The 23,314-nt window shown below is 74.7% G+C and carries 22 protein-coding genes; 9 read left to right on the top strand and 13 right to left on the bottom strand.

Features of this window, described 5'->3' with window-relative positions; all coding sequences use genetic code 11:
* Positions 1–59 precede the first annotated feature (59 nt).
* Positions 60–908 carry an IclR family transcriptional regulator gene (locus ABD285_RS05610; protein WP_344200955.1) on the top strand — a complete coding sequence of 283 codons (849 nt, stop codon included), beginning with the start codon at positions 60–62 and terminating at the stop codon, positions 906–908.
* On the opposite strand, the gene ABD285_RS05605 is transcribed toward ABD285_RS05610, so the two are convergent.
* On the bottom strand, positions 905–3,010 hold the full coding sequence (locus tag ABD285_RS05605; protein WP_344200952.1) for an MMPL family transporter: 2,106 nt from the start codon (positions 3,008–3,010) through the stop codon (positions 905–907). The genes ABD285_RS05610 and ABD285_RS05605 overlap by 4 nt on opposite strands.
* Before the next feature lie 112 nt (positions 3,011–3,122).
* Between ABD285_RS05605 and ABD285_RS05600 the strand changes: the two genes are divergently transcribed.
* Both ABD285_RS05600 and ABD285_RS05595 read left to right on the top strand, forming a co-directional pair.
* The gene (locus ABD285_RS05600) at positions 3,123–4,541 is read left to right on the top strand and encodes a sensor histidine kinase (RefSeq protein ID WP_344200949.1); all 1,419 of its coding nucleotides are present in this window, start codon (positions 3,123–3,125) and stop codon (positions 4,539–4,541) included.
* On the top strand, positions 4,541–5,197 hold the full coding sequence (locus ABD285_RS05595) for a response regulator transcription factor (RefSeq protein ID WP_284254291.1): 657 nt from the start codon (positions 4,541–4,543) through the stop codon (positions 5,195–5,197). Before ABD285_RS05600 ends, ABD285_RS05595 begins: the two co-directional genes overlap by 1 nt.
* Here the strand turns inward: ABD285_RS05595 and ABD285_RS05590 are convergent.
* Together ABD285_RS05590 and ABD285_RS05585 are read right to left on the bottom strand one after the other, a co-directional pair.
* A complete protein-coding gene (locus ABD285_RS05590) occupies positions 5,194–5,628 on the bottom strand; it encodes a hypothetical protein (RefSeq protein ID WP_344200946.1) in 435 nt (144 codons plus the stop codon). The genes ABD285_RS05595 and ABD285_RS05590 overlap by 4 nt on opposite strands.
* 67 nt (positions 5,629–5,695) lie before the next feature.
* Positions 5,696–6,607, bottom strand: a complete 912-nt coding sequence (locus tag ABD285_RS05585; RefSeq protein WP_344200943.1) for a cation diffusion facilitator family transporter — start codon at positions 6,605–6,607, stop codon at positions 5,696–5,698.
* 76 nt (positions 6,608–6,683) lie between these two features.
* Here ABD285_RS05585 and ABD285_RS05580 point away from each other — a divergent pair, with 76 nt between their 5' ends.
* A complete protein-coding gene (locus ABD285_RS05580) occupies positions 6,684–7,145 on the top strand; it encodes a DUF2127 domain-containing protein (RefSeq protein ID WP_284254290.1) in 462 nt (153 codons plus the stop codon).
* Positions 7,146–7,149: 4 nt separating this feature from the next.
* On the opposite strand, the gene ABD285_RS05575 is transcribed toward ABD285_RS05580, so the two are convergent.
* Positions 7,150–7,857, bottom strand: a complete 708-nt coding sequence (locus ABD285_RS05575) for an ABC transporter permease (RefSeq protein ID WP_284254289.1) — start codon at positions 7,855–7,857, stop codon at positions 7,150–7,152.
* A 141-nt stretch (positions 7,858–7,998) separates the two neighbouring features.
* Between ABD285_RS05575 and ABD285_RS05570 the strand changes: the two genes are divergently transcribed.
* Positions 7,999–8,148, top strand: a complete 150-nt coding sequence (locus ABD285_RS05570) for a hypothetical protein (protein ID WP_344200939.1) — start codon at positions 7,999–8,001, stop codon at positions 8,146–8,148.
* Between the two features lie 61 nt (positions 8,149–8,209).
* Here ABD285_RS05570 and ABD285_RS05565 read toward each other — a convergent pair whose 3' ends face one another.
* From ABD285_RS05565 to ABD285_RS05555, 3 genes are read right to left on the bottom strand one after another with little or no spacing between them, the layout of a single operon-like run.
* A complete protein-coding gene (locus ABD285_RS05565) occupies positions 8,210–8,887 on the bottom strand; it encodes a response regulator transcription factor (protein WP_284254287.1) in 678 nt (225 codons plus the stop codon).
* A gap of 18 nt (positions 8,888–8,905) precedes the next feature.
* Entirely contained in the window at positions 8,906–10,288 is a 1,383-nt protein-coding gene (locus tag ABD285_RS05560) for a sensor histidine kinase (protein ID WP_344200936.1), read from the bottom strand.
* Positions 10,285–10,962: a response regulator transcription factor gene (locus ABD285_RS05555; protein ID WP_284254285.1), complete on the bottom strand. Its 678-nt coding sequence runs from the start codon at positions 10,960–10,962 to the stop codon at positions 10,285–10,287. The genes ABD285_RS05560 and ABD285_RS05555 overlap by 4 nt, the downstream gene beginning before the upstream one ends.
* Before the next feature lie 181 nt (positions 10,963–11,143).
* Between ABD285_RS05555 and ABD285_RS05550 the strand changes: the two genes are divergently transcribed.
* Together ABD285_RS05550 and ABD285_RS05545 are read left to right on the top strand one after the other, a co-directional pair.
* Entirely contained in the window at positions 11,144–11,911 is a 768-nt protein-coding gene (locus tag ABD285_RS05550) for a polyprenol monophosphomannose synthase (RefSeq protein ID WP_284254284.1), read from the top strand.
* On the top strand, positions 11,904–12,629 hold the full coding sequence (locus tag ABD285_RS05545) for a GtrA family protein (RefSeq protein WP_344200933.1): 726 nt from the start codon (positions 11,904–11,906) through the stop codon (positions 12,627–12,629). Before ABD285_RS05550 ends, ABD285_RS05545 begins: the two co-directional genes overlap by 8 nt.
* Here ABD285_RS05545 and ABD285_RS05540 read toward each other — a convergent pair.
* From ABD285_RS05540 to ABD285_RS05525, 4 genes are read right to left on the bottom strand one after another with little or no spacing between them, the layout of a single operon-like run.
* Positions 12,619–13,293: an ABC transporter ATP-binding protein gene (locus ABD285_RS05540; protein WP_344200930.1), complete on the bottom strand. Its 675-nt coding sequence runs from the start codon at positions 13,291–13,293 to the stop codon at positions 12,619–12,621. The two genes, ABD285_RS05545 and ABD285_RS05540, sit on opposite strands and share 11 nt — an antisense overlap.
* Positions 13,290–14,189, bottom strand: a complete 900-nt coding sequence (locus ABD285_RS05535; RefSeq protein ID WP_284254283.1) for an ABC transporter ATP-binding protein — start codon at positions 14,187–14,189, stop codon at positions 13,290–13,292. Before ABD285_RS05535 ends, ABD285_RS05540 begins: the two co-directional genes overlap by 4 nt.
* 2 nt (positions 14,190–14,191) lie before the next feature.
* Complete coding sequence (locus ABD285_RS05530; protein WP_344200926.1) at positions 14,192–16,837, bottom strand: ABC transporter permease; 2,646 nt, start codon at positions 16,835–16,837, stop codon at positions 14,192–14,194.
* Entirely contained in the window at positions 16,834–19,809 is a 2,976-nt protein-coding gene (locus tag ABD285_RS05525; RefSeq protein ID WP_344200923.1) for an FtsX-like permease family protein, read from the bottom strand. The genes ABD285_RS05530 and ABD285_RS05525 overlap by 4 nt, the downstream gene beginning before the upstream one ends.
* 149 nt (positions 19,810–19,958) lie before the next feature.
* Between ABD285_RS05525 and ABD285_RS05520 the strand changes: the two genes are divergently transcribed.
* A complete protein-coding gene (locus ABD285_RS05520) occupies positions 19,959–21,161 on the top strand; it encodes an iron-containing alcohol dehydrogenase (RefSeq protein ID WP_344200920.1) in 1,203 nt (400 codons plus the stop codon).
* 6 nt (positions 21,162–21,167) lie between these two features.
* Here the strand turns inward: ABD285_RS05520 and ABD285_RS05515 are convergent, their stop codons facing one another.
* Positions 21,168–21,824, bottom strand: coding sequence for a VOC family protein (locus ABD285_RS05515; protein WP_284254276.1), 657 nt, complete (start codon positions 21,822–21,824; stop codon positions 21,168–21,170).
* A 107-nt stretch (positions 21,825–21,931) separates the two neighbouring features.
* Between ABD285_RS05515 and ABD285_RS05510 the strand changes: the two genes are divergently transcribed.
* Complete coding sequence (locus ABD285_RS05510; RefSeq protein WP_284254275.1) at positions 21,932–22,324, top strand: hypothetical protein; 393 nt, start codon at positions 21,932–21,934, stop codon at positions 22,322–22,324.
* Between the two features lie 36 nt (positions 22,325–22,360).
* Here the strand turns inward: ABD285_RS05510 and ABD285_RS05505 are convergent, their stop codons facing one another.
* Positions 22,361–23,296: an ROK family protein gene (locus ABD285_RS05505; RefSeq protein WP_284254274.1), complete on the bottom strand. Its 936-nt coding sequence runs from the start codon at positions 23,294–23,296 to the stop codon at positions 22,361–22,363.
* Between the last annotated feature and the right edge of the window lie 18 nt (positions 23,297–23,314).

Here is a 23,314-nt window from a genome sequence, read left to right as displayed (position 1 = left end):
GCGGATAGCGTCCGGGATCCCGGACGCCTCGACGTCCCGACGCAGAGAGGCTGATCGAGATGACGCGAATGGCCGGTGTGCAACACGCCCACCGGGCATTCGCGTCAGATCGATCCCCCCGGCGCGAGCTGGCCGGCGCGGCGCCCGCGGCCGTGCAGGTGCTCGACGTGCTGCGGTTCCTCGCGGGGCAGCGCGGACCGGTCGCCGCCGCCGTGATCGCCCGTGACCTGCAGCTGCCGCGCTCCTCCGTCTATCAGCACCTGCGCGCGCTGCAGCACCTCGGCTACGTGGTGCACCTGCGCGAGGAGCGCCGCTACGCGCTCGGCATCGCCGCGTTCGAGCTCAGCTCGGGCTACCTGCGGCAGGAGCCGCTCGCCCGTATCGGCGCCCACCTGCTCGCCTCGCTCGTCGACCGGCTCGGCGAGAACGCGCATCTCGCGGTGCTGCACGGGCGCGACGTGCTCTACCTCGTCGAGGAGCGCGCGCCGCACCGGCCGGCCCTCGTGACCGACGTGGGCGTCCGGCTGCCGAGTCACCTCACCGCGAGCGGTCGCGCGATGCTCGCCATGCTGCCCGAGGCGCAGCTGCGCGCGCTGTTCCCGGATGACGCCTCCCTCGCCGAGCGCGGCGAGCGCGGCCCGCACACGGTCTCCGAGCTCCGCAGCGTGCTCGACGAGGTGCGCCGGCTCGGCTACGGCTTCGAGGACGGCGAGGTGACGGAGGGCATCGCGTCGGTGGCCGTCGCGGTCGCCGAACGATCGGGGTGGCCGGAGGCGGCGGTGACGGTCAGCTTCCCGTCCGACGCCATCCCGCCCGCCCGGCGGCCGGCGCTGGCGACGCGCATCCGCGAGTTCTCCGACGAGCTCGCCCGCCGCCTCGGCGCCGGGCCGCAGAGCGCGCCCGACTAGGGGGCGACCGCGGTGCGACCGCGCGACCGGGGCGCCGGCCACCAGAACGGCCGCCCGACGTGGATCGCGAGGGCCGGCACGAGCAGGGTGCGCACCACGAAGGTGTCGAGCAGCACCCCGAACGCGACGATGAACGCGATCTGCACGAGGAACAGGATCGGGATCGTGGCGAGCGCCGTGAACGTCGCCGCCAGCACGATCCCGGCCGAGGTGATCACGCCGCCCGTGGCGCGCAACCCCGCCACGACGCCACGCCGGTGCCCGAGTGCGGTCGTCTCCTCGCGCACCCGCGTCATGAGGAAGATGTTGTAGTCCACCCCGAGCGCGACGAGGAAGACGAAGCCGAACAGCGGCACCGACGCATCGGCGCCGGGGAACCGGAAGATCCCGTTGAAGACGAGCGCGGCGACGCCGAGCGTCGCGCCGTAGGAGAGCACCACGGTCGCCACGAGCAGCAGCGGCGCGACGAGCGAGCGCAGCAGGAGCACGAGGATCACCAGGATCACCGCGAGCACGATCGGGATCACCACCCGCAGGTCGCGCTGCGCCGCCGCGTTGGTGTCGAGGTCGAGCGCCGAGCTGCCGCCGACGAGCACGTGCGGATCGATCGCCCCGAGCTCGGATCGCAGCGCCGAGACGGTGCGCTGCGCCGCGGCGGAGTCCGCCGCGACCGAGAGCGTCGCCTCGATGAGCACCCTGCCGTCGACGACCTTCGGCTCGCCGCCCGGGCGCCCGCGCGCGCCGGTGAACACGGTCGCCGACGCGACGTGCCGCACGCGCGTCGCGGCCGCCAGCACGTCGGCCCGCACCCCCTCGGGCGCGACGATGACCGCGGGCGTGCCGCTGCCCGCGTCGTAGTGCTTCGCGAGCTCCTTCTCGCCCGCCACCGACTGCGACGCCGTGAGCAGCAGGTCGCTCTGCGGCACGCCCGCGGCCTGCAGCCCGAACACGCCGGTCGCGAGGGCGCCGAGCACGAGCGCGGTGACGACCCACACCGTGCGGGGGCGACGGTCGACCAGACGGCCGACGGCAGCCCACGTGCGGCTGCGCTTGGCCGGCGCATCCACCGGGAGCACCCGCGGCACGAGCGGCCAGAACGCGGCCCGGCCGAGCAGGGCCAGGATCGCCGGCAGGGCCGTGGTCGCGGCGAGGAAGGCGAACGCGATCGCGATCGCCGCGACCGGCCCGAGACCCTTGTTGGAGTTGAGGTCCGAGAACCCGAGGCAGAGCACCGCCAGGATCACCGTCGCCGCGGAGGCGCCGATCGGCGCGATCGTGCGGCGCCAGGCACTCCACAGGGCGACGAGCGGGCTCGGCTCGTGCAGCAGCGCCTCGCGGTACCGCGCCACGAGCAGCAGCGCGTAGTCGGTCGCCGCGCCGATGGCGAGGATCGCCAGGATGCCGCGGCTCTGGCCGGTCACCGTGATCCAGTCCGCCTTCGCCATCAGGTACACGATCAGGATGCTGCCGGTGAGCGCGAACGACGACACCGCCAGCACGGCGATCGGCAGCAGCAGCGAGCGGTAGACGATGAGCAGGATCACGAAGACCGCGGCGAGCGCGACGAGCAGGAGCACGCCGTCGAGGCCGCTGAAGCCGGCGCCGAAGTCGGCACCGAGGGCGACCGGGCCGGTGACCCAGCCGCGCAGCCCGGCGATGTGCCCGTCGGTCAGCACGCCGCGCATGTGCCCGACGACCGTCGTGCCGTCGGCGCCCTCGTCGACGGAGACGATGAGCTGCAGCGCGCGCCCATCCTCCGACGGGATCGGCGGGCTCACCTCCCGCACGCCGGCGACGTCGCCGAGGTCGCGCGCCATCCCGGTCACCGCGGAACGGTCCGCGCCGGTGATGCCGCCGTCACGCACGAAGAGCACGGTCGCCGGCACGGTGTCGCCGCCGTAGAACGACGCCTGCAGGTTCTGCACCTTCGTCGCCTCGGCGGACGCCGGCAGGTACGACGCCTGGTCGTCGTTCTCGACCGTCGAGATCGTGCCGAACACCGGACCGCCGACCGCGCCGACCCCGAGCCATCCGCCGATGAGCAGCACGGCGAGCAGGAGCGCGATCACCCGGGCACGGCGCGAGGGGGCTGGCGCGGTCACGTGGTGTCCTCTCCGCACCGCCGGCGGGCGCCGGGCGCTGCGTCGATCATGGCGGAGGCGATCCGTCTCCGGTGCGCTTCTCAGCCCGGGACCAGCCCGGGATACTGAGGGGATGGCGTCCGAGGGGACCACCAGCGCACGCCCGGGATGGTCGGTGCGGGTCCGCATCCTCGCGAGCATCCTCGTCACCGCCGCCCTCGGGCTCGTCGTCGCGGGACTCGTCTCATACGGCTTGCAGCGCGGGGCGACCCTGCGCGAGGTCGATGCGCGGCTCACCACCGAACTCACCGAGGCGCGGCGGGTCGTCGGCGCGCAGAGCGGCGTGACCTCCACCCGCACGGCCCTGCGGCAGGTCCTGTCGGTCGCGGTGCCGCCGGAGGACGGCGGCACGGTCGGCCTCCTCGACGGCCGGGTCGCCTTCACGCCGGGCGTCACCGAACCCGTGCACCCCGAGAAGCTCGCGGGCTTCGCGACCCGGATCGCGAGGGAGACCGCCGACGGCTCGGTGCGCAAGGGCACGTTCACGGCCGGTGACCGCTCCTACCGCTACCTCGCCGTGCCGGTCTCGGTCGCCGGCGACCCGGCGCGCGGCGTCTTCGCCGTCGCGATCGACCTGGGGCGGCGGCTCGAACCGGTCGACGGCACGTTCCGGGCGTACGCGCTCATCGCCGGGATCGTCGTCGTGGTGATCGGCCTCATTGGCTGGATCATCGCCGGGAGACTGCTCGCCCCGATCCGCCGGCTCAACGCGATGGCGCAGCGGATCGGCGCCGACGACCTGCGCGAGCGCATCCCCGTCGAGGGCGACGACGACGTCTCGGTGCTCACCGGCACCGTCAACTCGATGCTCGACCGCATCGAGACGGGCGTGCAGCAGCGCCGCGCCCTGCTCGACGACGTGCGGCACGAGCTCAAGGCGCCGCTGAGCGTGGTGCGGGGCGAGTTCGAGCTGCTCGACTCCGGCGATCCGCTGGTGATCGCCCAGGCGCAGCGGGTCGGTGTCGAGGAGGTGGACCGGATGGCGGCCCTCGTCGACGGCCTCACCGACCTCACGGAGGTGCAGACCTCCGCACTCGCCCGGACCCCGGTCGACGTCGCGGCCCTCACCGACGACCTGTTGGCGCGGGCCTCGACGATGTCCGGTCACGCGTGGCGAGTCGACGCCCGGGCCGCCGCGGTCGTGCTCCTGGATCGCGAGCGCATCATCCAGGCCTGGCTGCAGCTCGCCGACAACGCGGCCAAGTACGCCCCGCCCGGCTCACCGATCGCGATCGGCAGCGAGGTCGCCGGCGGCGAGGTGCTGCTGCGGGTCGTCGACGAGGGCACCCCGATCGCGCTGGCGGATCGGGACCGGATCTTCAAGCGCTTCGCGCGCGGCCGCGCAGCCGGCGCGCGCGGCGGATCCGGCCTCGGGCTGGCGATCGTCGCGGCGATCGCGGCGGCGCACGACGGACGTGTCACGCTGGGAAGCGACGCCGGCGGCAACACGTTCACGATCCACCTGCCGGCCCGGACCCCGGGGAGGGTGTGATGGCAGCCATCCTGGTCGCCGAGGACGACGACCATCTGGCGGCGCTCATCCGGCGAGCGCTCACGGCGGCCGGGCATCGCGTCGAGCACGTGAGCGACGGCGTCGCCGCGGCGACCGAGGCGCTCTCCGGCCGATTCGACCTCGTGCTGCTCGACGTCGGCCTGCCGCGGATGGACGGCCTGCAGGTCCTCGCCGGCATCCGGGAGGCGGCGCCCGGGCTGCCGGTGCTCATCGTCACTGCCGACAACGCGCCGGCGCATGTCGTCTCGGGACTGCAGGCCGGGGCCGACGACTACATCGTGAAGCCGTTCCGCTTCGACGAGCTCGTGGCGCGGGTCGAGACCCGGCTGCGCTCGGCGCGGACCACCGAGACATCGCTGGCCTGCGGCGGCCTCGCGCTCGACCTCGTCGCCCGCACCGTGTCCGGCCCGCTCGGCATCGTGAGCCTGCCCACCCGGGAGTTCGAGCTGCTCGAGTACTTCATGCGCCGGCCGGGGCGGGTGCTCTCGCGCGAGCAGCTCCTGCGGGACGTGTGGGGCTACGGAACCGGGCAGAGCTCCAACGTCGTCGACGTCTACGTGCGCTACCTGCGCCAGAAGGCGGGCGCGGACTGCATCCAGACGGTCCGGGGCGAGGGCTACCGGATGGCGGGCTAGGGCTTCGCGGCCGGCCCACCGGTGCCGCGCGGCGTTCCGCCCGCATCCGCCCCCTGATGCCGGCCCTTGTCGCCAGGCGGAACCGGACGCGCCGGCGCGGGAGCCACCGACTGCGCCGGCCCGGTCGGCGTCGCGGGTGACGCGGGCTGCGCGGGCGAGGCGGGCTGCGGGGGCGAGGCCGGGGTCGCGGTCGACGTCGAGGCCGGCGGCTGCGCGGGGGAGGCCGGCAGCGCCGGGGACGCGGGGACCGCGGAGCTCGATGCGGCCGGAGTGCGCGAGGTCGCCGGCGAACCGACGCCGGCGACCGAGATCGCCGGCTGCTGCATCCGGATGCCGGGCTGGTCCCCCGGCCGATTCGTCACGATCACGGCGCCCGCCACCGACCCCACGGCCACCGAGGCCGCGACGATCGAGACGAGCGCGAGTCGCATGGGGTCATGGTGCCACGGACCTCGACGCGATCCCACGGGTCATCAGGAGATCCCCGGGCGTGACGGCTCAGGTGTGCGGCACGTGCTCGTGGGCGGTGTGCGCCGCGGGCTCCAGCTGGAAGGTCGAATGCTCGATGCTCACGTCGAAATGCTCGGCCACGCACGCCTGCAGCTGGTCGAGCAGTCGCGGCGCCCTGCCCTCCTCGAAGCAGCGCGGCTCGACGGTCACGTGCGCGGTGAGCACCGGCAGCCCGCTGGCGATCTGGGTGACGTGCAGGTCGTGCACGTCGTCGACGTAGGGCAGCGCGACGAGGTGGGTGCGTAGGTCGTCGAGGTCGAGGCCGCGCGGCGTCGACTCCAGCAGCACCGAGGTCGTCTCGCCGAGGAGCCGGATCGCACGCGGCAGGATCAGCACCCCGATGAGGATGGCGGCGATCGAGTCCGCCCCCTGCCATCCGGTGAGCGCGATCACGGTCGCGGCGGCGATGACCCCGACCGAGCCGAGCGCGTCGCCCAGCACCTCGAGGAACGCGGCGCGGCGGTTGAAGTCCGCTCCGCGCCCCGAGAACAGCACCGCGACCGAGGCCACGTTGCCGACCAGGCCGACGACGCCGAACACCAGCAGGCCGCCCGCGGGGATCGACGGCGGTTCGACCAGGCGCTGGATGCCCTCCACGAGCACGAAGAGACCGACCGCCAGCAGCACCGCGGCCTGCAGCGTCGCCGCGAGCACCTCGACGCGCGCGAACCCCCAGGTGCGCCGGTCGGAGGCCGGACGCAGCACGAGGACCGACGCGAGCAGCGCGACCAGGAGGCCCCCGGCATCCACCGCCATGTGCCCCGCGTCGACGATGAGGGCGAGGCTGCCGGTGAGCACGGCGCCGACGATCTCGGCGACCAGGATGGCGGCGGTGATGCCGAAGGCGATCGCCAGGCGTCGACGACCGCCCGCGTGCGCGCTCGCGTGGGCATCGGCCATGCAGCCATCCTGCTCCGTCCTGGGAGATCGGTGACCCCCGAGTGCGCCGCGGCGCGCCGCCGAGCATGCTGGGGCCGTGCGCCCGACGGTCCGCCACCTGCTCGACCTCCTGTTCCTGATCGGCGTGGTCGTGAAGGGCCTCAACGGCGTCGCGGAGCTGGCGGGCGGTGCCGCGGCCGCGGTCCTGCCGGCCACGACATCGGTGTCGATCGCCCACGGGCACCTGCACGCGCACGACGTGCCGCTGCTTGTCGTCTTCCTCCTCGTGCACGGCGTCGTCAAGGTGGCCGTCGTCGTCGCCCTCATCGTCGGGGCGCTGCGCGTCTATCCGTGGGCGATCGGCGCGCTCGCCGTGCTCACGGTGCTGCAGATCGCCGACCTCGCCCTCCGGCCGTCGCTCGGGGTCGTGCTGCTGACGATCCTCGACCTGATCGTGATCGCGCTCACCTGGCGCGAGTGGCGCGCCCATCGCAGCCTGCGGCAGACGTTCGCGGCGACGGTCGCCTGGATCCGCCACCGCCCGGAACGCGCCGGGTGAGCGGTCAGGCGGGACGCTGCGGACGCACCCGGATCGGGCGCAGGAACGCGACGAGCGTCGACGCCGTGATCGCCCCCGCGCACATGATCGCGGCGAGCACGACGATCTGGAAGCGCCCCGCCTCCACCGGCGAGACCCCGCCGAAGATCGCGCCCACGAACGCCCCCGGCAGGGTCACCAGCCCGGTCGTCTTGGTCTGATCGGTGGTCGGGATCAGGGCCGCGTACACGGCGTCGCGCGCGATCCAGCGCGTCGCCTGCCACGGCGTCGCCCCCAGCGCGAACCAGCCCTCCAGCTCGTCCCAGCGGTCGTCGGCGAGCTCCAGCAGCCGGCGGCCGCCGATGGTCGCGATCGACATGGTGTTGCCGATGACGATCCCGCCGATCGCGAGCGCGTAGCGGGCGGTGAGCTCGAGCGCGCCGGAGGCGAAGACCACCACGAGCGCCACGCCGGCGCCCGCCGCCATCGCCGTGGCGACCATCCGGAGCCGGCCGCGTCCGCCGAGCCGCCGGGTCGCCACGCCGACCGCCACGCAGAACATCACCAGCAGCGCGAGCCCGACCCAGTACGGACTCGTGATGACGCCGGCCAGGATGACGCTGATCGCGGCCAGCTGCACGAGCCCCCGCAGGATCGCGAGCACCGGCGACCACGGATGCCGCGCCCGCGTCGCCGCGAGCACCCCGAACGTGACCCCGACGAGCACGACCACGCCGAGGAGCGTGCGCAGGAGGGTGGGAATGTCGATGACGCCGAGGCTAGTCGGCCGCGGGCGAACCCGGCTGCTGAGAGGTTTCTGGGGTCACCGCCGGGAGCATGGTCGCAGTTGCTCGCGCAATGGTCGGAGGTCGTCATGTGGTGGGTGCTCGGAGTCGTCGTGGGGACCGTGGTCGTGCTCGCCGCGGGAGGCCGATTCGTGATCGCCGTGCTCGCGGAAGCCGAGGCGATGGTCGACGACGACGACGGCGACGGCGACGGCGACGGCGACGGTCGAGTGCGGTGACGGAGGGCGCACGCATCACCGAAAGCTCGCGCGTCACCTCAGGCACCACGGAGGCGACATCTCAGAGCCGCCCGAGCCGGTACCCCTGCCCGCGGACGGTGGTGATGATGTCGGGGTCCGTCTTGCGCCGCACGTAGTGCACGTAGGTGTCGACCGTGCCCGGCCGGTCGTCCTCATCGAAGACCGAGCGCAGGATCTGCGGGCGCGAGTAGGTGCGCTGCGGGTGCTCGGCGAACAGCCGCAGCAGCTGATTCTCCCGCTCGGTCAGGATGTACCGGCCGTCGTACGGGGAGTAGATGGCGCGGTTCTCGGGGTAGAACTCCCACCCTCCGATCCGGATGAAGGGTCCCTCGCCGGAGAACACCCGCCGGATGGCACGCAACCGGGCGAAGAGCTCCCCGAACTCGAACGGCTTCACGAGGTAGTCGTTCGCCCCCGCGTCGAGCCCGCGCACCTTGTCGTGAAGGGTGCCGAGCGCCGTGAGCATCAGCATCGGCGTCGTGTTGCCCGCCCTGCGCAGCGCCTCGACCACGTCGATCCCGTCGGCACCGGGGAGGCGCCGATCGACGACCAGGACGTCGAAATCCTCGTCGCGCGCGGTCTCGAACCCCGAGCGGGCATCCACGCGCAGCGTGACCGCGTACGCCTCCTCGAGCACGTCGCGCATCACCGGGCCGAGCTTCGGGTCGTCCTCGATGAGCAGCAGCCGGGCCCGCTCGGACGGGGCGGCCTCGCTCATGGCGGCATCCTCCCCCCGTCAGCGCACAGCCGCGCCCGAAGGCCGCGCCGCCCGCCTGAAGGTCTCTGCAGCCGGGATCCCGAGTGTGACGCGGAGACCGTGGGGCTCCCGGTTCGCGAGCTCGAGGGAGCCGGCGGCGCGGTCCGCGATCCGTCGCACGATCGCGAGGCCGAGGCCGGCGCCCTCCGTTGCCGGCGATGCCCGCGTGAAACGGTCGGCGGCGGTGGCGATGAAGTCGTCCGGGATGCCGGGGCCGTCGTCCTCGATCCTCAACTCGAGCAGCGTCGCCGTGCGCGCGAGCGACCCCCGGATCGTCGTGCCCGCGCCGCCGGCGGCGAGAGCGTTGCGTACGAGGTTGTCGATCACACGGCCGAGGTCGGTCGCCGAGATCGCATACGACCCGTCGCCGTCGGGCCGCTCGACATCGAAGTCGATCTCCGCGCCCGCCGGTGTCGCGAGCATGCGTGCGCGGTCCGTCGCGGCCGCGAACTCGTCGACGAGCTGCGGCCACGTGCTCGTGGGGCGCGTCGTGTCGGCCTCCAGGGTCGAGAGCACGAGCAGGTTGACCGCGAGGTTCGACAGACGTGCGGCGGTCTCGTCGATCTCTCTCAGGCGGTCGAGGTCGCCCGGATCGCGTTTGGCGAGTTCCAGCTGACCGCGCAGCACGGCGATGGGCGTGCGGAGTTCGTGGCTGGCATCCGCGACCACCTGCTTCTCGCGGGCGGCGGACGCGCGCACCCGCGCCAGGAAGGCGTTGAGCGTGACGGCGAGCGCCGACAGTTCGTCCTGGGCGCGCCCGACGGGGAGCTGTTCGTCGGACCCGATCGCCTCGAGCGTCTCGGCGCGGCGCCGCATGAGGGTCACCGGGCGCAGCGCCACCGTCGTGAGCACCCACGAGGCGACGCCGAATCCCGCCAGCAACGCCACCCCGCCGACCACGATGATGTTCGTGAGGTTGCGCATGACGATGTCGGTGGTCGATGACTCGTCGCGGGCCGCGACGATCCGCCACACCCCGTCGCTGCGCTCGACCTTGCGAACGACGAGCAGATACCGGGTGCCGCGGTACGAGGCGAAGTGCGAGCCGGACGACAGCCGATGAAGTTCCGGCAGCCGGTCGGAGATCGCGTCGGGCAGGTTGCTCACGCGCGCCGACCCGGCCGGATCGAGAACCACCAGCCGCTCCTCCCCGCCGGGCCGATCGAGGGCGGTGGGGTGGCTCCGCACCTGGGCGACATACGGCGTACTGGCGCCGTAGAGGATCTTCTTGTCCGAGTTGATCTGCGCCTGCTCCACCTGCTGCAGCAGCAGCGCGCCGGCGCCGACCAGCAGCACGGCCCCGGCGATCACGCTCCCGATGGTGATGCGCCAGCGCACCCCGAGGCGGCCCCACCACCTCACGCGCCGGCCTCGATCCGGTAGCCCTCGCCGCGGATCGTCACGATCGAGGTCGTGCTGCCCGCGCGCACGAGTTTCTTGCGGAGCGCGCTGATGTACTGCTGCACGGTGTTGGGGTCGATGTACTCGGCCGTGCCCCAGACCTCCTCCAGGATGTCGGCGACCGCGAAGGACCGCTCCGGACTCGCGACGAGCAGCCGCAGCACATCGAACTCGTGGGGACTCAGGGCCACCGCCCGGTCCCCGACGGTGAGCCGCCGGCGCGCCGAATCGAGCTGCAGGTCGCCGTGCTCGACGCGGATCCACAGGTCCGACGGGTCGCGGCGCAGCAGCGCCCGCAGCCGGGCCGCGAGCTCGGCGAAGCTGAACGGCTTGGTGAGGTAATCGTCGGCTCCGGCGTCGAGGCCGCGCACGCGATCGTCGACCGCGTCGCGCGCGGTCAGGAGCAGCACCGGCATCGAGCTGCCCGTGTCCCGCACCCGGCGCGCGAGTTCGAATCCGGACATCGCGGGCAACCCGACATCGACGACCGCCGCCGAGAACGGATGCCGCGCCAGCTCCACGAGCGCGTCGACGCCCGTGGCGACGAGCGTGGTGGCGTAGCCCTCGTCCGTGAGGCCTCGCTCGAGCGTGGGGCCGAGGTGCGCGTCGTCCTCGACGATCAGGATCGATCTCATGAGCCCTCCGGTGTCGCGACACTACCCCGCATCCGGTCGCGGATCGCCGCCCCAGCATCCCGATCGGGCTCTGAGACGACTCCCAGAAGAGCGAGGTCGTCCAGGCCACGCTGAAGGCTTTCGCATGCGCGACGAGCGCTTTCTGGGACGTTTCTGGGGCCACGGCTGATGTCCTGATCGCATGACCGCTCTCGTCTGCATCCCGACCTACGACGAGGCGCCCACGATCCGGGCGATCGTGCAGCGCACCCTCGCCGCCGTGCCGGACGCCCACATCCTGATCGCGGACGACGACTCGCCGGATGGCACGGGCGCGATCGCCGACGGCCTCGCGCGTGCCGACGCCCGGGTGCACGTGCTGCACCGCGCCGGCAAGCAGGGCCTCGGCGCTGCATATCTCGCGGCGTTCGCGTGGGGCAGCGCCCGCGGCTACGACGTGCTGGTCGAGATGGATGCCGACGGCTCGCACCGCCCGGAGCAGCTGCCCGCCCTGCTGGCGGCCCTCGAGACGCACGATGTGGCGATCGGATCGCGCTGGGTGCCCGGCGGATCGGTGCACGGCTGGCCGCTGCCCCGCCGCCTGATCTCGCGCGCGGGCTCGCTGTACGCGCGGATCGCGCTCGGCATCGACGAGCACGACGCGACGAGCGGGTTCCGCGCATACCGCGCCGACGCCATCCGGGCGATCGGGCCCCAGGCGATCGCGAGCGAGGGCTACAGCTTCCAGATCGAGCTGCTGTGGAAGGCGGTGCTCGCGGGCCTGCGCATCGCGGAGGTGCCGATCACGTTCACCGACCGCCAGCTCGGGCAGAGCAAGATGAGCACCCGCATCGTGCTCGAGGCGATCGCCCGGGTCACGCGCTGGGGCGTCGCCGGGCTGCCCACCCGTCGGCGACGCGCGGTCGCCCGCCGCGTGCGGATCGCTGCCCCGGTGGTGTCGCATGTCTGAGCGCGTCGCGACCGGCGCGATCCAGGTGGGCGGGCCGCGGAGTCCCGCGCTGCGGGCCGCCGTCGGGTCGCCGCGGCTGCGCGCGCTGCTCGGCCAGGGCGTCGCGTTCCTGGCCGTCGGCGGCGTCGGGTTCCTCGTCGACGTCGGGGTGTTCAACGCGCTGCGCGCCACGGTGCTCTCGCCCGAGCACGTCGCTAACGGCGAGCTCTGGGCCAAGGCGGTCTCGGTGTCGCTCGCGATCATCGTCAACTGGGTCGGCAACCGCTCGCTCACGTTCCGCCGGGAGCGTCGTCGCGGCAGCGGCCGCGTCGTGCTGCGGGAGGCCGTCGAGTTCTTCGTCGCGAGCCTGTTCGGCAGCGCGGTCGCGCTGGTCTGCCTCGTGGTCAGCCACGACCTGCTCGGCCTGCGCTCCGCGATCGACGACAACGTCTCGGCCAACGTCGTCGGCCTCGCCCTCGGCACCGCGCTGCGCTTCGCCCTCTACCGCCTCTGGGTGTTCCGCGCCGACCGTCCGCGATCCGAGGCCGACCTCCTGCCCGGCTCCGGCTCCGGCTCCGGTTCCGTGCCCGGCTCCAGTTCCGGTTCCGAAATGCAGGACCGGCGGGACGCCGCGGCCGCCATCACGGCTCCGGTGTTCGGCGCAGATCGGGCCGACTCCTTCATTTCGGAAGGAGACGACGAGGGCGGGGCGACGGGCGGGGGGCGCGTTAGGGGGTGAGGCGGCCGTCGTGCAGGTGCGCGACGCGGTCGGCGCGCTCCATGAACGCGGGGTCGTGGGTGGTGACCACGCCGGCGACGCCGTTCTCGTGCACCAGCTCGACCACGAGGTCCATGACCGCGGATGCCGTGGCGCTGTCGAGCTGACCGGTCGGCTCGTCGGCGAGCAGCACCCGCGGCTCCGCGGCGAGCGCCCGAGCGATGCCGACCCGCTGCTGCTGCCCGCCGGAGAGCTCGTCCGGATGCTGCAGCCCGTGCTCGGCGAGCCCCACCCGCTCGAGAAGCAGCGCCACGCGTGCGGACCGCTCGTCGCGGCCGACGCCCGCGAGCCGCAGCGGGAGTTCGACGTTCTCGGCCGCCGTGAGCGCGGGCAGCAGCCCGAAGCGCTGGAAGACGAAGCCGAGCAGCCGGCGCCGGATGCCGACCAGCTCCGCCTCGGGCGCCGCGGTCGTGTCGACCCCGTCGATCACGATCGTGCCGAGGCTCGGCCGGTCGAGCGTGCCGAGCAGCGTAAGCAGCGTCGTCTTGCCCGCTCCGGACGGACCGCGGACGACGAGCAGCTCCCCCGCGGTGACGTCGAGGTCGATGTCGCGGCAGCCCGCGACGGCCGCGGGCCCCGTGCCGAACACACGGGTCACGCCGCGCACGCTGATGATCGGGCTCATCGCTTCTCCCCCGCTGCCGGATGCGCCCCGCCGCGGTCGGGATGCACCCGCACGTGATCGTCCTCGAGCGTGAGGCGCACGAGCTCGCGCAGGCCGAGCCGGTGCACGTAGTCCGAGGGCAGCTGCAGGCGGCCGACGGCGTCGATGACGGTGAAGGTCTCGGCGCCGGTGCGGTCGGCATCCCGCAGCACCTCGGTCGACGTGCGGCCGTCACGGATCTGCACGGTCCGGCGCACGTGCTCCGACACCGCCGGGTCGTGCGTGACGATGAGCGCGGTCACGCCGAGCCGCTCATTGACGGAGCGGATCGCCTCCAGCACCTCCGCCGACATCGCCTCGTCGAGTTCGCCGGTCGGCTCGTCGGCGAGCAGCACCTGCGGCCCGTTCGCGAGGGCCACCGCGATCGCGACGCGCTGCTGCTCGCCGCCGGAGAGCTGCGCCGGCCGCCGGTCGGTGTGCGCCTGCACGTCGAGCAGTTTCAGCAGCTCGTCGGCGCGCCGCGTCCGGTCGCGCCGGCCGGCCAGCAGCATCGGCAGCTCGACGTTCTCGCGTGCGGTCAGGTAGGGCAGCAGGTTGCGCTCGGTCTGCTGCCACACGAAGCCGACCGCGCCCCGCCGGTACGCCAGGCGCTGCTTCGAGGAGAGGGCGGTGAGGTCGTAGCCGGCGACGGTCGCCCGGCCGGCGCTCGGCCGGTCGAGACCCGACAGGATGCCGAGCAGCGTCGACTTGCCCGACCCCGACGCGCCGACCATGGCCACGATGTCGCCCTCGCCCACCCGCAGCGTGAGCCCCTGCAGCGCCTGCACCTCCACGCCCTCGCCGCGGTAGATGCGCACGAGGTCGGCGCAGTCGATCACGTCGGCCGATCCCGGGGGCGGCGGAGCCGTCGTCGTCATGGTCATCGCTCCTCTCCGAGCGTCTGCAGCCCGGCCGTCGCGGGACGGTGCTGGTCGAGCACCACGGCCACCGCCGCCGCGACGACCGCCGCGACGAGGAAGCCGAGCAGGGCGAGCGCCGTCGCCGGCACGTCGATCACGAGCGCCGGCGGCACCGTGGATCCGACGAAGCCCGCGGGGTCGATCGTATGCAACACGATCGCCGCCAGGCCCGCGCCGGTCAGCGCTCCCACGACGACGCCGATGACGGCGGTCGGGGCGAGGTCGGCGAGCACGAGGCCCGCGGTCTGCCGGCGGTCGAAGCCGAGAGCCCGCAGGATGGCGCCGCGGCGCAGCCGCTCGGCGGCGCCCGCCGCGAGGGTCACCACGAACACGCCGAGGCACAGCAGCGCCGCGAGGATCGTCGCGGCGAGGATCGTCGCGCGCACGGCCTGATCCAGCGGCGACCCGACGTTCGTGCCCGCGGTCCGCACGGACGCGTCCGAGCCGGCGGCCTCCCGCGCCGCGGCGGCGACGGCCGCGCGGTCGGCGTGCGGCGCGACCCGCAGGAGCACGCCGACGGTCACCGCCTCGGGCGCGGCCTTCGGCAGGCTCGCGCGATCCACGAGCACCCAGCGCGGTTCGGTGAGCACGACGCTCACCTCGTCGGAGTCGACCGGGTGCAGCGTCAGGGTCACGCGGTCGGGATCGGAGATCGTCATCGTCGCGGGCGGCGTGTCGATGCCGCCGACCACGGCATCCCGGCCGTGCGCGTCGGCCAGCGCCGAGTGGTCGATCCCGCGCTGCACCGATGCCAGGGCCGCGGGATCGGCGAGGTACACCGCCGCGGGCGTGGAGCCGACCGGCTGCGGGGGCAGCACGGCGATCGTCGCGTGCGCCGCGACGCCGGGGATCGCCTCGAGCGCACGCACCTCCTTCGCGCTCAGCCGGGTGCTGTTGATCGCGACGTCCGCGCCGGTCTGGCGCAGCGCCGCCTGCTGCGAGCCGTGCTGCTGGGTGGCGACCATCGTGAGCGAGAACACCGACATCCCGACCCCGATGACGAGAGCGAAGAGCGCCCACGCGGCGCCGCGCCAGGCCGGCCCCGTGCCGGATGCCGCGACCAGCCCGACCGGCCCCCGGCCGCGGCGCAGCAGCGCCCCGAGCCACCGGATGCCGGCGGGTGCGATCCGCAGCACGATCACGGTCACCGCGACCGCGAGCAGCAGCGGTGCCGCCTCCACGAGCGGATCGGCGCCACCCGCCGCACCGACCGGCCCGCGCGCCGCGACCAGAACGAGGGTGAGCGCGGCGACGAGCACGATCGCGCCCTCCGCGACGAGGCGCAGGGCGCGCAGCGCGGGCGACGTCGCCCCGTCGCCGTACGACGGGGAGGCGAGCGCCGCGGCCGCGATCGGTGCCGCGAGCGCGCACAGGGCGGTGGGCACGAGCGCACCGGTCCACGAGCCGCCGCCGGGGATGAGGAGCACGGCGAGCGCCGCGCCCGCCACCGCGACCGGCACCGTCCACACCGCGGTCTCGGCCGCCGCGAGCAGGCGGAGCTGCCATCCGGAGCCGCCCCGGCCGCGCACGAGCGCGCCGGCCGCGCTCCGGCGCAGCCGCAGCAGCCGCAGGCCCAGCAGCAGCACCGCCGCGAGCGCCCCCGCCGGGCCGAGCGCGAACAGCGCGATGAGCGCGATCGACGGCGCGGCCCGCGCCGAGAAGGCGACCAGCTCCGCGGGCAGGTCGGTGCGGAATGCCAGGGTCTGCGGGGCGCGCGGGATGTCGAGCGCCGACGGCTCGACCGCGAACCGCCGCACCTGTGCCGCGACCCGTGGCGCATCGCCCGCGGTGATCGCCGACGCGTCGACCGGGTACCAGGCTTCGATCAGGTGGCCGGTGAGGGTGGGGGCGATGGCCGGCCACGATGCGTCGTCGACCCAGAGCGTGGAGTAGTAGGTCGTGTAGGAGCCGTCCCTGCTCGGTTGCGCTCCCGCCTCGGCACGGCTCGCATCGAGCGACCAGAACGCGTCGCCGGAATCGCGCGGGGCGACCGTGCCCACGAGCACGGCCTGCCGTGCCGGCCTGGTGCCGATCGTCTGGCGCTGTCCCGGTTTCCAGTGCATCGTCGCCGCGCCCTCGGCCGACATCACGACCTGCAGCGGACCGCCCGCGCGCACGGCGCCGGGCCAGCGACCCGAGACCAGCCGTGCCTCGTCGCGCAGGCCGGGGGCGGCCTCGAGCGCGAAGCGGAAGCGCGCGTTGCTGGCCGCGGTCGCGGTTCCCGCGCCCGCGAAGCCGCCGGAGCCCTCCCCGACCGCCCGGCCCACGAACGCGCCCGGCCCGACGACCCGGCCGAGACTCGCGAAGCTCCCGTGGATCTCGTCCAGGCGATTCTGCAGGCCCGACCAGATCGGCTCGACGCTGCGGGTGTCGGTCCCGGGGTCGTAGGCGCTGTCATCGCCGAGCACCGCATTCAGGGCGATCCGCCCGTTGCCGGCGTGCGCGAGACCCTGATGCAGCGCCGTCGTCAGGACGCCGTCGGTCGCACGCGGTCCGCCGACCGCCAGGATCACGCCGACCAGGACGAGCAGTGCGACGAGCGCGGAGACCCCGGGGGCCACGCGGAGTCCGCGCAGCGCCAGGCGCGCCGGGCCGAGCCGGGTCATCGCCGCACCTCCTCGATGCGCGGGCGTTCGGCGAGCCGCCGCACGACCCTCTCCTGCACGACCAGTCCGACGACCACGCCCGCCACGAGCGCCGCGGCCGCCACGGTCAGCCCGAGCGGATCCGCCGCGATGGGCGCGACGACCTCCGCTTCGATCCCCGGTGCCGCGGCATGCGCGAGCTGGGGCACGGTCAGCACGACGGCGATGATCGCCGCCACCGCCCCGACCACCCCCGCGTAGCCGAGCACCGCGAGCAGCTCGATGCGGGCGGCGAGCCGCTGCAGCCGCGATCCCGCGCCGAGCGCCCGGAGCACCGCGATCTCGGCCGACCGCGCGCGCAGCAGGGCCGCGACCGCCGTCGCGATCGCGAGCAGCGCGAACAGCACCGTGCCGGCCGCGGCCGTCACGCTCGCGACAATCGCCGGCAGGGCGAGCCGGCCGACGGTCGCGGCGGGAGCCGGCATGGCGGTGATCGCGGGGTCGGAGGCCGTGAGGCGTGCCGCGGCGCCCGTCGCGTCGGCGACGGCGAACCAGGCATGATCCGGCCGCGGCAGGTCGGCCCCGGTGCGCAGCTGCGCCACCTGCAGCGTGGGCAGGTCGACGAACACGCCCGACGGCCCCGGGGCGCCGATCGTGTGCGGCACGACGGCGGCCACCCGCACCGGGATGCCGCTCGCCCCCGCGTCGAGGGTGGCGCGGGCGCCCGTGCCGAGGCCCGCCGCCGCCGCGAGCGGACGCGAGACCGCGGCCGGCACGACCGTCGTTCCGGTGGGCATGAGCCGCCCGAGCTCGGCGCGACCTCCCCCGGCGTCGAGGACGCCCGCGACCGTCCAGCCGAGCGGGCCGGAGGCCGCCGAGCCCGTCGCCGGCCGGTACGCGTGCGTCAGGGCCCACGCCTCCGGGGGAGCGGCGACCGGGTCGACCGCGACCGACAGCCCGGTGACGGGGCCCGAGGACTGCACCGCCGCATCGAGCGCGACCAGCCGCCAGGCCGCCGCGCCCGGCGTCATCCGGGGCAGGCGTGCTTCCACGGTGCCGGGCTCCTCCGCTCCGGGTGCGGCGATCCGCGCACCCGGGAGGTCGATCCGCACGGCCTCGCCGTCGGAACCCACGAGCCACGCGGTGAGGTCGAGCCGGGCGTCGTCGGGGGCCGTGCCCCGCGCGTCGAGCCGGAGCCGCAGCCGCCCCGACCCGGTCAGCGGGATGCCGACCTCCCTCCCGGCGAGCCCGGCGAGCGCGGGGAGAGCGGCCAGGTCACGATCCTGCAGGGCGCCCAGCCGGGCGACGGGCGCCGCGGTGAGCGTCGCGGCGAGGTCGCCGACCGCCACCTGCTCGGTCAGCGCCGGCGCCGATCCGGCTGCGTGTGCGATGCGCGCGAGTCGCGCGACGTCGGGTGCCGGCGTGCCCGCCGCGACCGACGCCGCCCCCGGCACCTCGACGTCGACGTCGCCGCCGGTGACGAGGCGTCCCGCATCGCGCAGGAAGCCGGCGGAGCTCGCGACGGCGCCGGCGGCGAAACCGGAGGCGCCGACCGCGAGCGCGACGAGCACGAGCGCGCCCGCCACGAGGCCGGGCCGGCGGCGCAACCGGCGGGCGGCGAGCGGCGCGGCGACCCCGTCCCGGCGGCGGGCGACCGCATCCCACGCCGCGGCGAGCGGTGCGCTCAGCAGCAGACCGGCGACCACCAGCGCGGCGATCACCAGGGCGGGGGCGAGCTCGGCCGCCGGGTCCGCGCCGACGCCCGCACCCACGAGCCGTGCGACCCCGACGATCGCGAGCACGCCGAGCAGCGCCGCGCCCGCGACACCCGCGACCCGGCCACCGCGTCCGCCGCCCGCGTGCTCCGGCGCCGCCGCGAGGAACGAGGCGACCACCACCACGAGCAGCGCGCCGGTCGTCGGCACGAGAAACGGCAGGACGAGCTCGAGCACCCCTGCCGGCGGCGCGACCACCAGCAGGAGTGCCTGCGCCGCGACCCAGCCGACCACGGCGCCCGCGAGCACCGGCAGCAACGCGGCGCGGAGATCGCCGCCCGCGATCTGGGCCCGTGCGGCGCCGCGCGCGCGCAGCAGCTCCGTCTCCTCCGTCCGCACCTCGGCGAGCAGCCGCACCAGCAGCAGGAGCGCCAGGAGCGCGCCGGCGGCCAGCAGCGCGACCGGCACCGGCACGACGGCCGCCGCCGCATCGGCGCCCCTCCGCAGTGCGGCGACCGTGCCGGCACCGCCGCCCTCGAGGTGCGCGAACGTCAACGACCCGGCGGCGCTCGCCGCGAGCCGCGCGTAGCCGGTCGCGAGGGACGGCAGCTGGGCCGCGTGGACGCGCGCCGGGTCGGGTGCGATACTCCACCGCGCGGTCAGCTCGATGCCATCGGCGGCGAGTTCGGCCGGCGAGAGCACCACTCGCGCGACGGTGCCCGCCGAGCCGGCGCCGATGCCGTTCCAGATCGGGGCTCGCGGACCGGTCGGGCGCCACACGGCCGCGACCGTCAGCTCGCGGTCCCCCGCATCCGTCAGAAGTCGCAGCGTGTCGCCCGGGGAGACGCCGAGAGCGCGCGCCCCCGCCTCGTCGATCGCGAGCTGCCCGCGGTCGACCCGGTGCAATCCGGATGCCGCCGCCCGCAGCGCGGCGTCGTCGCGCAGCGGCAGCACCGTGCGGTCCGCCCCCGCGAGGCGCACCGGGTCGCCCACCGCGCTCGACGAGATGGTGAGGGGAGCGGCGCCGAACGCCCGGCGGATGCGGCTGCGAGCGGCGGCATCCGCAGCGGCGGAGTCGGTCGCGGCGTGCCGCTCCCACACCATCGACCCGTCGACCGCGGAGGCGGACCGCAGCGCCGCCCGCACCGCGACGTCGGGCTGACGCGCGGCGACGCCGACCGCGATGGTCGTGCCGAGCACCGCGACGAGCACGACGCCGCCGAGCGCACGACGCAGCCAGCGCTGCGTGGCCGCGCGCCGGCGCCAGAAGACGAGCATCCTGCCGATTATGGAGCCTGTTCACCGTGACACGGGTGCGCCGCCGCGGGTTCCGCATCGTTCGGGGAGGTCGGCACCGATACTGAGTCGTAGCCTCGTCGAGCGGATCCCCGGCCGCGTGGGGATCCGATCGACCAGAGGAGCACGACATGAGCGACATCGGAGTTCTGCGGCTGCCCCGGACCATCGAGTTCGGGTGGGGGGCCCGCGCCGCCCTGCCCCGGATCGTCTCGCCCCTCGGGCGCCGGGCATTCGTCGTCGTCGATCCCTTCCTGGCGACGACGCCGGCGTTCCGCGAGGCGGTCGCGGCGCTCGAGGCGAGCGGGATCGAGACGCACGTGCACACCGATGTGCTGCCCGAGCTGCCGGTGGACTCGCTGCAGGCCTCCGCCGAGGCGGCCCGCGCGGTGCGCCCCGACGTCGTCATCGGCTACGGCGGCGGCAGCGCGCTCGACGCGTCCAAGCTCGTCGCGCTCCTGCTCGCGCACGGCGGAGCGCTGCCGGACTACTACGGGGAGAACGCGGTGCCCGGCCCCGTGCTGCCCCTGGTCGCGGTGCCCACGACGGCCGGCACGGGGTCGGAGGTGACACCGGTCGCGGTCGTCGCGGACCCGGCGCGCGCGGTCAAGGTGGGCATCTCGAGCCCGTACCTCATCCCGACGGCGGCGCTCGTCGATCCGGAGCTGTCCGCCGCTGCGCCCGCGGGTGTCACGGCGCACGCCGGCATCGATGCCCTGGTGCACGCGGTCGAGTCCTTCACCGGTCGCCCCCTCGAGCCCACCTGGTCGACGACACCACCCGTGTTCGTCGGCCGCAACCTGCTCACCGAGCCGTTGTCGCTCGAGGCGATCCGGCTCATCGGCACGTCGATCGAGTCCGCCGTCACGCATCCGACCGACCGCACCGCCCGGGAGGACATGGCGCGCGGCAGCCTGCTGGCGGGGATGGCCTTCGGCCCCACCGGCACGCACCTGTCGCACGCGCTCCAGTACCCGATCGGCGCGCTGACCCACACCCCGCACGGCCTCGGGACGGGGCTCATGCTGCCGTACGTGCTGGCCGCCTGTGCAGCCGCGATCCCCGAGCAGCTCGCCCTCGTCGGCCAGGCCCTCGGAGTCGACGGGAGTGCGCAGGTCGCCATCCGGCGGATCGCGGACATCGATCGCGCGATCGGCCTCCCGCACTCGCTGCAGGACATCGGCCTGACGCGCGAGCAGCTGCCCGGGATCGCCGAGCTCGCGCTGGGCTCGGCGCGTTTGATCGCGATCACCCCGGTCCCCGTCGACGCCGCGCTGCTGGAGCGCATCCTCGAGGCGGCCTGGTCGGGCGACCTCGCGTCGCTCCTCGACTGAGCCGGGCTACTCGGGCAGCTCGGTGCCGGCCTGCTCGGCGACCAGGTAGCGCGCGTACCAGTCCGGCCAGTCGGGGTCCTCGGCCCCGGTGCGCTTCTCGTGCTCGCCGTGCGCAGCCGCTGCCCGGCGCAGCGCCGCGGCCAGGTCGTCGGCGTCGGCGTACCGGGTGGGACCGACCACCCTCCCGGGCAGCCGGGTCGTGATCTCCTGCAGCACCCAGGTGTTGCCGTCGGGATCGGCGAACGACGCGAAGGTGCAGTACGCCCGGTCCTGCGGATCGCGCCCCGGTACGCGCTGCTCCTCGCCGCCGTGATGGAACACGCCGCCCGCGTCGTGCCACGGTCCGTCGACCTCGACCCCGCGGCCGCGCAGGTCGCCCAGGCACGCGTCGAGGTCGGTCACCGTGAGCATGATCGCCTCGGTGGATCCCGGGGTCGCGCTCGTCACGCCGGTGCCGAAGATGACGGAGGCCTCCGATCCCGGCGGCGTGAACTGCAGCACGCGGAAGTCGGGGCCGGTCGCGAAGTCCGCGTCCTCTCGCCATCCGAGCGAGGAGTAGAACGCCTTGGCCCGGTCGGCGTCGGCCACCGGCAGCACCACGACCTCGAGCTTCTGATCCATGACGACCTCCCGCGATGAGGGTGTGAGGCGTCCATCGTCCATCTCCGAGACGCTCGAGCACCAGAGCCGCGGTGAACCGCCGGGCCCGCCGCCGCGTGTTCATGGGTGACGCCTCCATCGGGGAGGCCGGGACGAATCGGGGTATCGGCGTGGTCGCAAGCACGAGAGCATCGGGGATCTGGCGGATCCTCACCGGGATCCTCCTCATCGTCGTGGCGCTGTTCCACCTCTACCTCGTGGTCGTGGCCCACGTCGGCGGCACCCTCGGGGTGCTGTTCGTGCTGCAGTCGATCGCCGCGCTCGTACTGGCCGTCGCCCTCTTCGTGACCCGCGGCGTCCTGCGCCGGATCGTGCTGGTGCTGAGCCTGCTCTTCCTCCTCGGCAGCCTGGCGGCTCTGCTGCTCGCCCTCACCGTGGGGTTCTTCGGCATCACCGAGGTGTGGACGTTCACGCTCGTGCCGGCGACGGTGGTCGTGGAGGCGATCGGCATCGTCGTGGCGGCGATCGCGACCGCCGTCATGCTGCGCCGTCGCGCGGCGTAGCAGGCCGGGACGCCGGTACACGGCCGACGACTGGCGTCAGGCGCGGCGCCAGCTCGCCGCGTCGACCGGGATGCCGGCCCGCTCGAACGCGAGCACGGCCGCACCCAGCCGTCCGGCCTCCGCTCCGAGCGGCGAGACCACGATGGGCGGGCACTCCCGCCAGGTCAACGTGCCCGTGATCGAACCGCGCAGCGGCTCGAGGAGCGCGTCCCCGGCCGCCGCGACGCCGCCGCCGAGCACCACGAGTGCCGGGTCGAGCAGCGCGACGATCGACAGCACTCCCCGCCCGAGGGCGGTGATCGCCTCGGCCCACACCGCGTCGGCATCGGCGTCGCCCCCGAGCAGCCCGACGATCTGCTCGGCCGTCGCCGGACGACCGGTGCGGGCGGCGTAGCGGCGGGCGATCGCGCCGCCCGAGGCGTACGCCTCCACGCAGCCCTCCTGCCCGCAGGCGCAGCGCTCGCCTCCCGGGATCACCGGCAGATGGCCCACCTCGCCCGCGGCGCTCCCGGCACCGACGACGAGCTCGCCATGGACGACGAGCGCGGACGCGATGCCCGTGCCGAGCTGCACGACGGCGAGGTCGCGCACGCCGATCCCGGCGCCGCAGCGGAGCTCGCCCACTCCGGCGCCGCGCACGTCGTGGGTCACCACGGCGGGCAGGCCGAGTGCGTCCTCCGCCAGCTGCGCGAGCGGCAGATCGCGCCAGTCGAGGTTGACGGCGATCCGCACCACGCCGCCCGGGTCGACGATGCCGGGCGAGACGATGCCGACCGCGACCGGGTTCGTGCCCACCCCCGGAGCGGCCGCCGCGAGGCGGGATGCCACCTCGAGCACGGTCCGCTCCGCCCCCGGCCGTGGGGTCGGCGCGATCTCGGTGGCGCGCACCACCCCCGCGGCATCGACGAGAGCGCCCTTGATCGTCGTTCCGCCGACATCGATCGCGATCACCGCCGGTGGCGCAGACGTCATGGTCGCCACGCTAGCCAG

Origin of the sequence: Pseudolysinimonas kribbensis, assembly GCF_039531715.1 — a bacterium.
Classification (GTDB): domain Bacteria; phylum Actinomycetota; class Actinomycetes; order Actinomycetales; family Microbacteriaceae; genus Pseudolysinimonas; species Pseudolysinimonas kribbensis.
Note: the sequence above shows the minus strand (reverse complement) of the source record. Positions and strands in the feature narration are given on the sequence as shown.